The following is a 12,894-nucleotide window of genomic DNA, read 5'->3' as shown; positions in this document are numbered from 1 at the left end:
GAGGCACTTGTTTTTGCCGTAAACTCCCCAAATCCTTTTTTACAGCACGAAACAATATTCACTATCAAAATATGGAATGAAGGTTGGGCGTACTTATGAGTCTTAAGCAGTTAAAAGATGTTAGTTACTTTAAATTAAACAATGAAATCAATCGACCAGTAAATGGTCAGATCCCGCTAAATAAAGATAAAGAAGCGCTAACCGCTTTTTTTGAAGAAAATGTCAAACCAAACACGATGACGTTTGCAACAGCAATGGATAAAATCAATTATTTGATTGAAAACGACTATTTAGAGTCAGAATTTATCCAACTGTACTCTGCTGAATTTATTGAATCACTTTATCAATTTTTAGCAGAACAACACTTTACCTTTAAATCATTTATGGCTGCCTACAAATTTTATTCACAATATGCGTTAAAAACGAATGACGGGACTGCTTATCTTGAATCTTATGAAGATCGAGTAGCTTTCAACGCACTTTATTTTGCTAATGGTGATGAACAATTGGCGCTGTCTTTAGCAGATGAAATGATCCACCAACGTTACCAACCTGCTACCCCTTCTTTCTTGAATGCCGGTCGGAAACGTCGTGGGGAACTCGTTTCTTGTTTCTTGACACAAGTAACTGATGATATGAACTCTATCGGTCGTTCGATCAACTCTGCTTTACAACTATCACGTATCGGTGGTGGTGTTGGGATCACTCTTTCAAACCTACGTGAAGCGGGGGCACCGATCAAAGGTTATGAAGGAGCAGCAAGTGGTGTTGTCCCTGTTATGAAATTATTTGAAGATAGTTTTAGCTATTCAAACCAATTAGGTCAACGTCAAGGTGCTGGTGTCGTTTATTTGAACGTCTTCCACCCAGATATCATTGCTTTTCTTTCTGCCAAGAAAGAAAATGCAGATGAAAAGATCCGAGTAAAGACACTTTCACTTGGTGTAATCGTTCCTGATAAATTTTACGAGTTAGCTCGTAAAAATGAAGAAATGTATCTTTTCAGTCCTTATAGTGTGGAAAAAGAATATGGCGTGCCATTTTCTTATGTCGACATCACTGCTGAGTATGATCATTTAGTAGCGAATCCTAATATTCGGAAACAAAAAATCAAAGCACGTGAACTTGAAAATGAAATTTCGAAATTACAACAAGAATCCGGTTATCCTTATATCATCAATATTGATACAGCTAATCGTGAAAATCCAGTTGACGGAAAGATCATCATGAGTAACTTGTGTTCGGAAATCCTACAAGTTCAAACACCTTCTGTTATCAATGGAAAACAAGAATATGAAGTATTAGGAACGGACATCTCATGTAATCTCGGTTCGACTAACATCGTTAACTTGATGGACAGCCCTGATTTTGGTCAGTCTGTGCGTACGATGACACGGGCATTGACTTACATCACAGATGCTTCCGATATCGATGTTGTCCCTCCAATCCAAAATGGAAACAAATTGAATCATACGATCGGACTAGGAGCAATGGGCTTACACACTTTCTTTGCGAAGGAACAAATGGCGTATGGCTCTGAAGAATCCTTAGATTTCACAAATATTTACTTTATGCTTTTAAATTACTGGACATTAGTTGAAAGTAATACGATTGCTCGTGAAAGAAAACAAGTCTTCCATAACTTTGAAAAATCTGCTTATGCAGATGGAAGCTATTTTGATAAATATGTTACTGGAGAATTCCAACCAAAATCTGATAAAGTAAAAGCTTTATTTGAAGGAATCTTTATTCCAACTGCTGAAGATTGGGAAAACTTAAAACAAGCGATCATGACCGATGGTTTATACCATCAAAATCGTCTAGCTGTAGCACCGAATGGTTCGATTTCTTATATCAATGACACTAGTGCAAGTATTCATCCGATTACACGCATGATCGAAGAGCGTCAAGAAAAGAAAATCGGGAAAATCTATTACCCAGCGCCTTATCTGTCAAATGAAACAATTCCTTACTATACTTCAGCTTATGACATGGACATGCGAAAAGTCATTGACATTTACGCAACTGCTCAACAACATGTAGATCAAGGAATGAGTTTAACCCTATTTATGCGTTCTGAAATCCCAGAAGGTCTATATGAATGGAAAACAACGACTAAACAAACAACACGTGATTTGAATATCTTACGTCACTACGCTTTCCATAAAGGAATCAAATCAATTTATTACGTTCGGACGTTTACTGATGATGCAGAAGAAATCGGCAGCAATCAATGTGAAAGTTGTGTCATCTAAAACAAGTAAGCAAAAAATGAACAGACAGGTAATTTAAATAAAGGAGCATTTCTCATGTCAGAAACTTACTATGAAGCAATAAACTGGAATGAAATTGAAGATATCATTGATAAATCTACGTGGGAGAAACTAACTGAACAATTTTGGTTAGATACCCGTATTCCTTTGTCTAATGATTTAGATGACTGGCGGACACTGTCACAGTTAGAAAAAGATACGGTTGGCCATGTCTTCGGTGGACTGACTTTACTCGATACTGTCCAATCAGAAAGCGGAATGGATCAGCTGCGTAAGGATGTCCGTACGCCGCATGAAGAGGCTGTATTGAACAATATCCAATTTATGGAATCGGTCCATGCAAAAAGTTATTCTTCCATTTTTAGTACATTGAATACAAAAAAAGAAATCGAAGAAATCTTTGAATGGACGAATACAAATCCTTATTTACAAAAAAAAGCGGAACGTATCAATGAAATCTACAAAAATGGCACAGCTTTAGAAAAGAAAATCGCTAGTGTGTTCTTAGAAACATTCTTATTTTATTCCGGCTTTTATACTCCTCTTTATTATTTAGGAAATAATAAGTTAGCGAATGTAGCAGAAATCATCAAATTGATTATTCGAGATGAATCTGTTCATGGGACTTACATTGGCTACAAATTCCAATTAGGTTACAATGAACTATCAGAAGAAGCACAAGAGCAGCTAAAAGACTGGATGTATAATTTATTATATGAATTGTACGAAAATGAAGAACGTTATACCGAGGAACTGTATGATCCAATCGGTTGGACGGAAGAAGTAAAAACATTCTTGCGCTACAATGCCAATAAAGCATTGATGAACCTGGGAATGGATCCACTTTTTCCAGATACAGCGAATGATGTCAATCCAATCGTGATGAACGGTATCTCTACCGGTACCAGCAACCATGATTTCTTCTCACAAGTGGGAAATGGCTACCTCTTAGGGCATGTGGAAGCAATGCAAGATGACGATTATTTGATTGGTTTAGATGACTAAATAGGAAAAGAACGTTTAAGCGTTGGGTTGTCCCCACCTTAAACGTTCTTTTTTATGTGCTTTTTTATGTGCTTTTTCTCAGTCAATCATTTGATATGTTCATGAAACTAAATATGGAAAATTCTCTCTGCATACTGGTCTTCGATTTTTAGATTTCGTTCGTGTCCCCCATCGATATTCGCACTTAAATAAACTGGCGGTTCAAAACCTTGAGCAACCATTCGCTCAATGGCTTCTAACATCGTTTGTTGGAGTAACAATGTAGCCGCATATGTCGAAGTCCCGCATACTTTGGTCTCTAATCCATCAACAGGTAATACCGCATCGCCATAAACAGAGTGGTTATCTAAAACAACATCCGCAAATTCATATAATAACTTTCCACTTTCATGTCGTGAAGTGGATGCTTTAGAGGCAGCCAATGCCGTGACCACGATCAATTTATTTCCACGCTTTTTGATTTCCTCAGCCATTTCAATTGCCATGGGGTTTCTCCCAGAATTAGAAATCAGGAAAAAGACATCATTGGGATGGATGGATACTTTGTGCATGAGCGTTCGTCCGACACCAGCATGTTGTTCGTACATGCCCCCCGCAGGATCTAAAATCAGTTTTGACGGTATCAATCCACCTGCACGCCCACTGATTTCTAGCGCTGCTGCATGGGAATGTCCGCTACCAAAAGCCTGCGTAATCCCACCGTTCATAATTCCATCGGCTACGATTTGGGCTGCTTTCGTTATATTTTCTGTTTCATACTTCTCTAATGTTTCAGTTAATTTTTTACATTCTTCAAAAAATGCGAGTGTCATAAGGCTCTCTCCTTTTTATGATTATTCCTCATTTAGTTAGAAAATCACATGATTCCGAATACTCTTAATAAGATCGATAACACCATGATCGCTAAAATCGCTCTTGTTGAATTAAAGTATTTTTTGCCTAACAACCAATAAATGACACCCACTAAAAGGGCTGGAATCATCATCGGCATGATCTGATCTAGTGTTTCTTGAAGGTTAAGTTCGACATCTCCCGTTTTAAAGGTCCAAGTAATTTGGGCATTGATCACCGATGGAATCATGGCACCAATCACCGTGACCCCTAATAAAGTAGCAGCATTGGTCAACGCATTCAAATGTCCGGACATACTAGTCACTAATTTCACGCCTTGAGTATAACCTATTCTTACAGAGAAAAATCGAAAGACTAAAATCGCCAGATTTACTAATACCCAAACAGCAACTCCGATCGCGTTTCCTTGTAGAGCTAAATAGGAAGCCACTGAACCAAAAACAGTTGGGAACAATACTCCAAAAATCGTATCCCCGACACCGGCAAAGGAACCCATTAATCCAGTTTTCAAACTAGACACCGTATCTTTTGATTGTTTGCCTTCCGCTTCTTCAGTAGCGATATCGATTCCCAAAATAAAACCGCCCATATGTGGTGTGGTATTAAAAAATTGACTTTGCATGTTCATCATGGCAATCTTGGTTTCTTCATCGTCGCCGTAGAGTTTTTCGATGATCGGTAACATGGAGTACAAATAGCCCCCACCCATCATTCGCTCATAGTTCCAAGACAATTGGCTACCATACAACCAATTGATACTTACTTTATCTAGGTCTTTTTGATTAATCTTCGTACTCATCAGCACTTAATCCTCCTTTTCCATTTGCATCAGCTTGAGCCACTTGTGTCAGATTGTTTTGCTTTCCAATCAAATTCTTAAATTGTAAAATGGCTAAAGCCAATCCTAATAAAGCCACGCCAAACATAGGCATCTTTAAGTAAGCAACTGCCAAAAACCCAATCATCAAGTACGTAATGAAATTTTTAACTGGTAAAAATCTTAATAAAATGGCGATACCGACTGCTGGTAACATGCCTCCTGCAACCGCCAACCCACCAGTCAACCATTCTGGAATTACATCTGAAACAATTTGAATCACTCGGTCACCAAAACTAAAGACGATAAAAATAGGTACTCCTCGTGATAATCCCCAACTCATTGCTCCCAACAAGTGATAAATTCTTATTTTTTTAGTATCAGCTAAACGAATATTTTTATCGATTCTCTTTTGAAAGAACACATTGCAAAATCGAGCAAAAATATCTAACTGGATCATCAACAATGCTACTGGAACAGCTAATCCGATACCAAATTCCACACCTCTTCCACTCGTAATCGCAAAAACAGTTCCCACGATCGAAGCGGTCATATAATCTGGGACACTTGCTCCTCCATAAGCTTGAATCCCCAATCCCATTAATTGCAATGTCGCACCTACTGCCAATCCAGTGGTCAGATCCCCCATTACTAAACCTGTAATGGTACCTACGATCAGTGCTTGGTTAGCAATCACATTGATCCCTAAATTTTCGATGATGACATAAAATCCTAACAGTGATAATACGATGATTTGCCAAATTTCTATATTCATTCGTTCCCCCTACTTTCCGTAAAATTGTGAAAATCGTTTTTCTTCTTCCATTGGTACCATTTGTGCCGTCACAACGACTCCTGCTTTTTCCAACTCTAAAATCTTCGCAATTTCTGCTTCGGTTAAAAAGACGGATTTTTTGATTTGAAGGGTTCCTTCTCTCGAACTGGCATTGCCTAAATTAAATGATTCAATTGGTACACCCGCATCGATCAAATCAAAGATCGTTTGAATCTTTTTGGTAAGCAACATGATTTTTTGATCTTGATAAATCCCTTCTTTTAACCGTTTTGCAGCGGTAACCGTTTTCAATATACTCAATTTGATACCACCAGGAACAGCAGCTTTTAAAGAGGCCTTAGCAATTGGATCATTGACCACTCCATCATCAACGATCATAACTCTTGTTGTTCCCATTTTCCCTAACCAAAGTGTCGCTACTTGACCATGGATCAACCGTTCATCCAATCGGACATGGCTGATCCCCAATTCACTCATTTTGTTGGAAACGGAAGCCACAACTGATGGCTCAGTCTCTGCTGTGTTCGATGGTAAATCCGCTGCGGTGCTTCCAAGGGACATTTTAATCCCTTGAACACCGACGGTCGAAATAGTCTGAACGATTTCATTCAGCGAAGCCTTAGGATTAAAGCGTTCGCTATAAGCTTGAAGCAGCATCGGAATATTCAAACCAGAAACAATTTCGATTTTTCTGCTTCCTTCTTCTTTCAGCTGGTTCAGCTGATTAAAAGGTGTCCCACTCCATAGATCAACTAAACACAACAGTTCATCATCAACGGAATACTTCGCTAACACCTGTTCCACTTGGTGGCGAAACTCTTCTGGACTATTTTCAGGCATCAATACACACACATCTACCTGTTCTTGTTCTCCAAAGATCATGTCTCCCGTTTGCTTTACGCCTAAAGCGAACTCGCCATGGCTTGCAAGAATAATGCCGATACTCATTTTTCTTCCTCCTTTAGTGTCAATTCAATCACTGGGATCAATTCATTTGGTTCTTTAATCGGAATGTTTAGCATCAACATGCTCGGGTCAAGCGCCTCCTTCACATGAACTTCAGTAATCTCTTTGTATAAATTAGTTGTCGCTTTTCTTTCTCCTCCTAAATGCTTCGTATCGACAAAACGAATCTCGGAACCATCATTGAGCAGTTTCGCAAACTTCACTTTCCCACCTAATTCTGGTAATAAAATCGTTCGATAAGGCCAACTAAAAATGTGAAGATATAATTTATTTCCTTTTTGAGTGTATCGACAATCTTGAGGTGGTGTAAAACTAGATAACCCCGCACCGTAAATCGCTTTTCCATGTTTTCGTAGCCATTGACCAACAGAACTTAAAATGCTATCGCTATTGTCATCCCACTCTCCTCGTGCGTTTGGTCCAATATTCATCGTGAAATTCCCACCTTTGGAGACAGTATCCACTAGTTGTTTCGCTACCATTTCACTCGTTTTGAAATTAAGGTTGTCCCGATCGTAACCCCAACTATTATTTAAGGTTTGAACGGTTTCCCATACCTCTTCTTCATTGTCCATTGCCTTACTTCTAGCAAATTGTTCTGGGGTAAGTACACCACGATGTAAGTCTAACCGGTCATTGATCAAAATATTGGGTTGAATCTTATGGATCATTTTTTCTAATTCAACACTTCCCCAATCTTGCGCCCCTTTACCGACCGAAGTCCCCCAATCTCTGCTTTTATAAGAAAAATCAAACCATAGATAGTCGATCGTACCGTAACTTGTCAATAATTCTCTGACTTGATTTGCCATAAATTGGCGATAATTTTCCATGTTGCCAGGATGTTGTTCGATATAGGTTGGATTATTTCTCATTGGATGATAGCCATCTACTAAGAAATCTGGATGATGCCAGTCTAATAGAGAATAATAAAGACCGATCTTGATTCCAACTTGACGAAATGCTTCAATCAATTCTCCTAACAAATCTCTCTGATATGGTGTTTTTCCTATGTGATATTCTGTTTCTTTCGTATGCCATAAACAAAAGCCATCATGATGTTTTGCTGTAATGATGACATACTTAAAACCTGCTTCTTTGGCTTTTTGAGCCCATTCATGTGGATCTAATAAATCAGGATCGAATTGATCCAGATATTTTTGGTAATCTGCTACACTGATTTCTTCTAAAGTCTGGACCCATTCATGTCTTCCTGCCACTGAATACAATCCGAAATGAATAAATAAACCATATCGACTCTCAGAAAACCATTTTCGTTCACTATTTACACTCATTTTTTTCCTCCGTTAACATTTCTATTTGATTTAACCAAAGTATAACGAGCAATTTAAAACGTTTCCATACTTGAATAATTTGTTGACATTTATTCAAAAAATGATTCACGCGAAAATATGTAAGCGTTCTATTGTATGATTATAACCGAAGCAGATTTGCTATCCACTTAGAAAAGGAGGAAAAATCTATGAGTACGATCTTAGCCTTTGATTTAGGTGCTACCAGTGCGCGAGGTATCGTTTTTTCCTTAATGAATGGTCAAATCAAGGAAGAAAAAGTTTATCGTTTCACTGATTACCAAGTGATTGATCCCAACAAAGATGAAATCCATTGGAATATTGAGAAAATCATGACGAATATCAAGGAAATCATTACTTTAGCAACTACAGAATATGTCATTGAAAGTATCGGTATCGATACATGGGGCTGTGATTTTGGTTTGATAGATAAAAAAGGACAGCTAGTGCTACCACCACTTTGCTATCAAACTATGCTGAAAGAACCTAATTTACATTATGGTGGGGATTTACCAACTCACTTTCACGAACGTACAGGGATTCCAAATGCATCGATCAATACCAGTTCCCAACTACTCTACTTGAAAGAACATTATCCTGAGCAGCTAAATAAAGCAAGTACTCTTTTGATGATGCCTGATCTGATCCATTTTTTATTAACAGGTACGATCTTAACAGAATCTTCGATCGCCTCAACGAGTCAATTATTCGATATCGATAAACATCAATGGGCATCCGACCTTATTGAACAATTAGGGATTTCCCCTTCCTTGTTCTCAACGATCGTTCTTCCATATACAAAAATCGGTTTGATAAATCTAGCCGAAAAACAACTTCCGATTCATTCGGTGATGTCCCATGATACTGCTAGTGCGATCTTTGCTTTACCAACCAACGATCACTCTTGTTTCTTTTTATCCTCTGGCACCTGGTCTGTTCTAGGAGAAAAATCAGAAAGAGGAATTTTGGTCAATCACCCATTAGATACGAACTATTCTTATGAACAAGCCGGTGATGGAAAAATATTAAAACTCAAAAACATGTTAGGAATGTGGTTCATTGAGGAAGCTTTAGCGTTCAGCAATCAAACCCAGTCAATCACGATCCAACAGATCCAAGACATGCTACTTACTGCTGAGCCGATTCATTTTTTCTTTGATAACGAACATCCTGAATTTTTGAGTAAAGGTCAATTTGTAAAAAAATTGCAGCAATACGGAAACCAACATCATTTTTCATCAATTGAAGAGCCACAACAATTGTTTTTAGCCATCTATCAAAATCTAGCATTTAAATACGCTGAAACGTTCGATAAATTAGCAGGTTCCGCTCCTTTCACTAATCTATATTTATTTGGTGGTGGGAGTAAATCACACTTTTTGACTCAACTAACAGCCAATTTAACGCAAACAACGATAGAGGTCTGCTATTCTGAAAATTCAGCTTTAGGTAATGCGTTAGCCCAATTTTTAGCGATCAAAGCAATCAAAAATAGAGACGAATTAGTTACGCTCGTTACAGAAAATTATCCACCAATTTCTTTTTTTCCAGAAACTTCGACACCCTTTAACCAAACTTATATCAACTATAAACAATTTATGAGGAGGAACATCAATGAATTATCCTAAAATCGGCATTAGACCCACGATCGATGGCAGACAAGGAGGCGTCCGTGAATCATTAGAACAACAAACGCTGGACATGGCGCGTCGAGCAAAAGAATTGATCGAATCATCCCTTTATTACATGGACGGCACTCCAGTACAGTGCGTTTTACCAGAACAAACGATTGGCGGTTACGCCGATGCCAGCTTTGTTGACGATGATTTTGCCCGTCAAGATGTGGTCGCTACCTTAACGGTGACACCTTGCTGGTGCTATGGCACAGAAACGATCGATTTACGACCAGATACCTTTAAGGCGATTTGGGGATTTAATGGTACAGAACGACCAGGAGCTGTTTACTTAGCTGCCGCTATGAGTGGCTATGCGCAAAAAGGAATCCCTGCCTATAAGATCTATGGTGAACAAGTCCAAGATAGTGACGACAAGTCGATTCCAGCTGACGTCCAAGAAAAAATCTTACTCTTTGCACGTGCGAGTGTGGCTGCCGGGGAAATGAAAAACAAATCTTATGTGAATATCGGTGCTTCTTCAATGGGAATTGCCGGTAGTCAAATCAATCAAACCTTTTTTGAAAAATATCTAGGAATGCAAGTTGAATATGTGGATATGACTGAAGTCTTACGTCGAATCGAACTAAATATCTTTGATCCGAAAGAATATGACACCATTAGAACTTGGATCAAACAATATTGTCAGGAAGGAATCGATATCAATGCAGGCAAGTCATTCCCTGAAGTCATTACAAAATCACGCTATATCGCTGAAGAAGATCAGTGGGACTTTATTGCCAAACAAACCCTAATCGTTCGTGATCTTTTATTTGGCAACCCTGAACTAGCAAAATTGGGTTGGATGGAAGAAGCAAAAGGCAGAAATGCCATTGCTGGAGGGTTCCAAGGACAACGACAATGGACCGACTGGCTACCCAATGGCGATTTTATGGAATCTATTTTAACAAGTACTTTTGACTGGAACGGCCCTAAACAACCCGTCTCATTCGCTACTGAAAATGATACCTGTAACGCTGCTGCTATGTTATTTGGCTCTTTATTGACTAATAAAGCACCGATTTTTTCCGATGTCAGAACCTATTGGAGTGCGGAGTCAGTGGAAAGAATCACTGGGCACAAATTAACGGGTAAAGCACAACATGGCTTAATCCATCTACTGAATTCAGGTGCGAGTGCTTTAGATGGCAGTGGTGGAAGTATCGATCACGAAGGTAATCCAACGATGAAAGAATTTTGGAATATGACAAAAACCGATATCCAAGCTTGCTTAGAAAAAACAAAATGGTGTCGTGCTAATTATGAATACTTTAGAGGCGGTGGCTTCTCCAGTCAATACCATCTACAAGCAGAATTACCTTTAACGCTCATTCGTTTGAATATCGTTGAGGGTGTGGGACCAACTTTACAAGTAGCAGAGGGTTATTCCTGTTCATTACCTGATGAAGTCCATGACATCTTAAACGAACGAACCGATCAAACATGGCCAACACTCTGGTTTGCACCAAACTTAGGTGAGAAAGGTTTTGAAGATGTGTATACGATGATGAACCACTGGGGAAGCAACCATGGCGCTAGTGTACACGGTCACGTAGGCGCAGAACTACTGACATTAGCCAGTATGTTGCGCATTCCCGTTTCACTTCACAACGTACCTAGTGAAAAAATCTTTAGACCCCACGCCTTTTCTGGTTTCGGAACAAAAGATTTAGAAGCAGCTGATTTCAATGCTTGCCAATCATTTGGCCCCTTTTATAAATAAGATGATGGAAGAAGGATTATGATGTATTCAATACAAAAACAAGAATTGATCGATTATGGAAATAAATTAATAGCAGATGGCTATACCTTAGGAACAGGCGGAAATTTAAGTACGTATATCCGACAAGATGAAGTGATGCTCATCACGCCTTCTGGAATCCCATTTGATAAAATCGAATTACCTGACATCGTGACTATGCGATTAGATGGCACGATCGTTCAAGGTCATCGTCGTCCTTCCAGTGAATGGCGAATGCACGGAATCATGTATGAAAAGCGGGAAGATCTGGACTATATCATCCATGGTCACACGATTTATTCCACTGCCCTAGCGGTCCTCAGACAACCATTGCCTGCATCACATTACATGATTGCTGTTGCCGGTAAAGATGTTCGTTGTGCAGACTATGCTTCATTTGGCACGGAAGAATTATCTCTAAATGCCTATGAAGCCATGAAAGATCGAAAAGCCGTTTTATTAGCAAATCATGGCGTTTTGACTGGTGGAAAGACAATGACTGAAGCCTTTGCCGTTTTAGAAGAATTAGAATATTGTTCAAAAGTCCATATCATAGCTTCAAGTGTTGGCAAACCAACCTTGATGTCCGAAGAAGAAATGGCAAATATGGCGATTCGTTTTAAAACATACGGACAAAAATAAGTTTCTTGTGGTACACTTTAGTCATGTTAGACCAGTGGTTAAGGAGGGATAGCCATGACTGAGTCACGAAAAGAACAAATCTTAACTTTGCTAAAAAAATATAAAAAATTAGATAACTCAGAACTGCAAAAACAGTTGTTTTGCTCTCCTTCGACTTTAAGGCGTGAATTAGTCGCACTTGAAAAAGATGGGATCATCCGTCGTTACCGTGGTGGTGTCGTTTTAGAAGTCGAACGAAATCACGTCATCTCAACAAATTATCGTGAAAATGTCATGGTTCAAGAAAAAGAAAAAATTGCGGAGATCGCTAGCACATTTATCGGACCAGGAATGAGTCTTTTTATTGACTCAAGTTCAACTGTGAAACAGCTGCTCCCCTATTTAGTTAAACTGTCAAATCTCGTTGTCATAACCAATGGCTTGAAAATCGCCTATGAGCTTTCTCAAGCTTGTACGGAAGATTCCAAAGTTTTTATGCTGGCGGGTGAAGTAATCAAGGATGCCGAGAGCGTTGTTGGGGACTATGGGAATTCTTTCTTAGACCTTTTTCAAATCGATTTATGTATTTTTAGTTCGACAGGAATTGATTTATCAGGGATCTATGAAGCTAATTTTGCTCAAGCCTTAGTGAAAAAGAAGGTAATGTCTAGAGGAGATAAAAGTTTGTTATTAGTCGACTATACAAAATTTGATAAAAAACATGCGTATAAATTTTCTGATTGGACCTCTTTTGAATACATCGTCACGGATCAACAACCAGCAGATGATTACTTACAACTTGCATTGAAACACGATACCGAATTTCTCTATTGATCG

Annotated in this window: 11 protein-coding genes; 6 read left to right on the top strand and 5 right to left on the bottom strand. The window is 38.7% G+C overall.

Features of this window, described 5'->3' with window-relative positions; translation table 11 throughout:
• Nucleotides 1-95: 95 nt before the first annotated feature.
• The gene (gene nrdE, locus IGJ11_RS02065) at nucleotides 96-2,255 is read left to right on the top strand and encodes a class 1b ribonucleoside-diphosphate reductase subunit alpha (RefSeq protein ID WP_010720067.1); all 2,160 of its coding nucleotides are present in this window, start codon (nucleotides 96-98) and stop codon (nucleotides 2,253-2,255) included.
• A 54-nt stretch (nucleotides 2,256-2,309) separates the two neighbouring features.
• On the top strand, nucleotides 2,310-3,278 hold the full coding sequence (nrdF, locus tag IGJ11_RS02060) for a class 1b ribonucleoside-diphosphate reductase subunit beta (protein WP_010738448.1): 969 nt from the start codon (nucleotides 2,310-2,312) through the stop codon (nucleotides 3,276-3,278).
• 107 nt (nucleotides 3,279-3,385) lie between these two features.
• On the opposite strand, the gene IGJ11_RS02055 is transcribed toward nrdF, so the two are convergent.
• From IGJ11_RS02055 to IGJ11_RS02035, 5 genes are read right to left on the bottom strand one after another with little or no spacing between them, the layout of a single operon-like run.
• Complete coding sequence (locus tag IGJ11_RS02055) at nucleotides 3,386-4,090, bottom strand: SIS domain-containing protein (RefSeq protein ID WP_010720069.1); 705 nt, start codon at nucleotides 4,088-4,090, stop codon at nucleotides 3,386-3,388.
• Nucleotides 4,091-4,134: 44 nt separating this feature from the next.
• Nucleotides 4,135-4,929 carry a PTS system mannose/fructose/sorbose family transporter subunit IID gene (locus IGJ11_RS02050; RefSeq protein WP_010720070.1) on the bottom strand — a complete coding sequence of 265 codons (795 nt, stop codon included), beginning with the start codon at nucleotides 4,927-4,929 and terminating at the stop codon, nucleotides 4,135-4,137.
• Nucleotides 4,913-5,722: a PTS mannose/fructose/sorbose/N-acetylgalactosamine transporter subunit IIC gene (locus IGJ11_RS02045; protein ID WP_010720071.1), complete on the bottom strand. Its 810-nt coding sequence runs from the start codon at nucleotides 5,720-5,722 to the stop codon at nucleotides 4,913-4,915. The genes IGJ11_RS02050 and IGJ11_RS02045 overlap by 17 nt, the downstream gene beginning before the upstream one ends.
• 9 nt (nucleotides 5,723-5,731) lie before the next feature.
• On the bottom strand, nucleotides 5,732-6,691 hold the full coding sequence (locus IGJ11_RS02040) for a PTS mannose/fructose/sorbose transporter subunit IIAB (protein ID WP_063626542.1): 960 nt from the start codon (nucleotides 6,689-6,691) through the stop codon (nucleotides 5,732-5,734).
• Complete coding sequence (locus IGJ11_RS02035; protein WP_207432768.1) at nucleotides 6,688-8,004, bottom strand: alpha-L-fucosidase; 1,317 nt, start codon at nucleotides 8,002-8,004, stop codon at nucleotides 6,688-6,690. Before IGJ11_RS02035 ends, IGJ11_RS02040 begins: the two co-directional genes overlap by 4 nt.
• Nucleotides 8,005-8,192: 188 nt before the next feature.
• Here IGJ11_RS02035 and IGJ11_RS02030 point away from each other — a divergent pair, with 188 nt between their 5' ends.
• From IGJ11_RS02030 to IGJ11_RS02015, 4 genes are read left to right on the top strand one after another with little or no spacing between them, the layout of a single operon-like run.
• Nucleotides 8,193-9,650: a rhamnulokinase gene (locus IGJ11_RS02030; protein ID WP_207432767.1), complete on the top strand. Its 1,458-nt coding sequence runs from the start codon at nucleotides 8,193-8,195 to the stop codon at nucleotides 9,648-9,650.
• Complete coding sequence (locus IGJ11_RS02025) at nucleotides 9,637-11,418, top strand: L-fucose isomerase (protein ID WP_207432764.1); 1,782 nt, start codon at nucleotides 9,637-9,639, stop codon at nucleotides 11,416-11,418. The genes IGJ11_RS02030 and IGJ11_RS02025 overlap by 14 nt, the downstream gene beginning before the upstream one ends.
• A 21-nt stretch (nucleotides 11,419-11,439) precedes the next feature.
• Nucleotides 11,440-12,078, top strand: coding sequence for an L-fuculose-phosphate aldolase (locus tag IGJ11_RS02020; protein WP_010738454.1), 639 nt, complete (start codon nucleotides 11,440-11,442; stop codon nucleotides 12,076-12,078).
• A 54-nt stretch (nucleotides 12,079-12,132) separates the two neighbouring features.
• Nucleotides 12,133-12,891: a DeoR/GlpR family DNA-binding transcription regulator gene (locus IGJ11_RS02015; protein ID WP_010720077.1), complete on the top strand. Its 759-nt coding sequence runs from the start codon at nucleotides 12,133-12,135 to the stop codon at nucleotides 12,889-12,891.
• Nucleotides 12,892-12,894 lie beyond the last annotated feature (3 nt).

Source organism: Enterococcus sp. DIV0691 (genome assembly GCF_051711145.1).
Taxonomy (GTDB): domain Bacteria; phylum Bacillota; class Bacilli; order Lactobacillales; family Enterococcaceae; genus Enterococcus_B; species Enterococcus_B hirae.
Note: the sequence above shows the minus strand (reverse complement) of the source record. Positions and strands in the feature narration are given on the sequence as shown.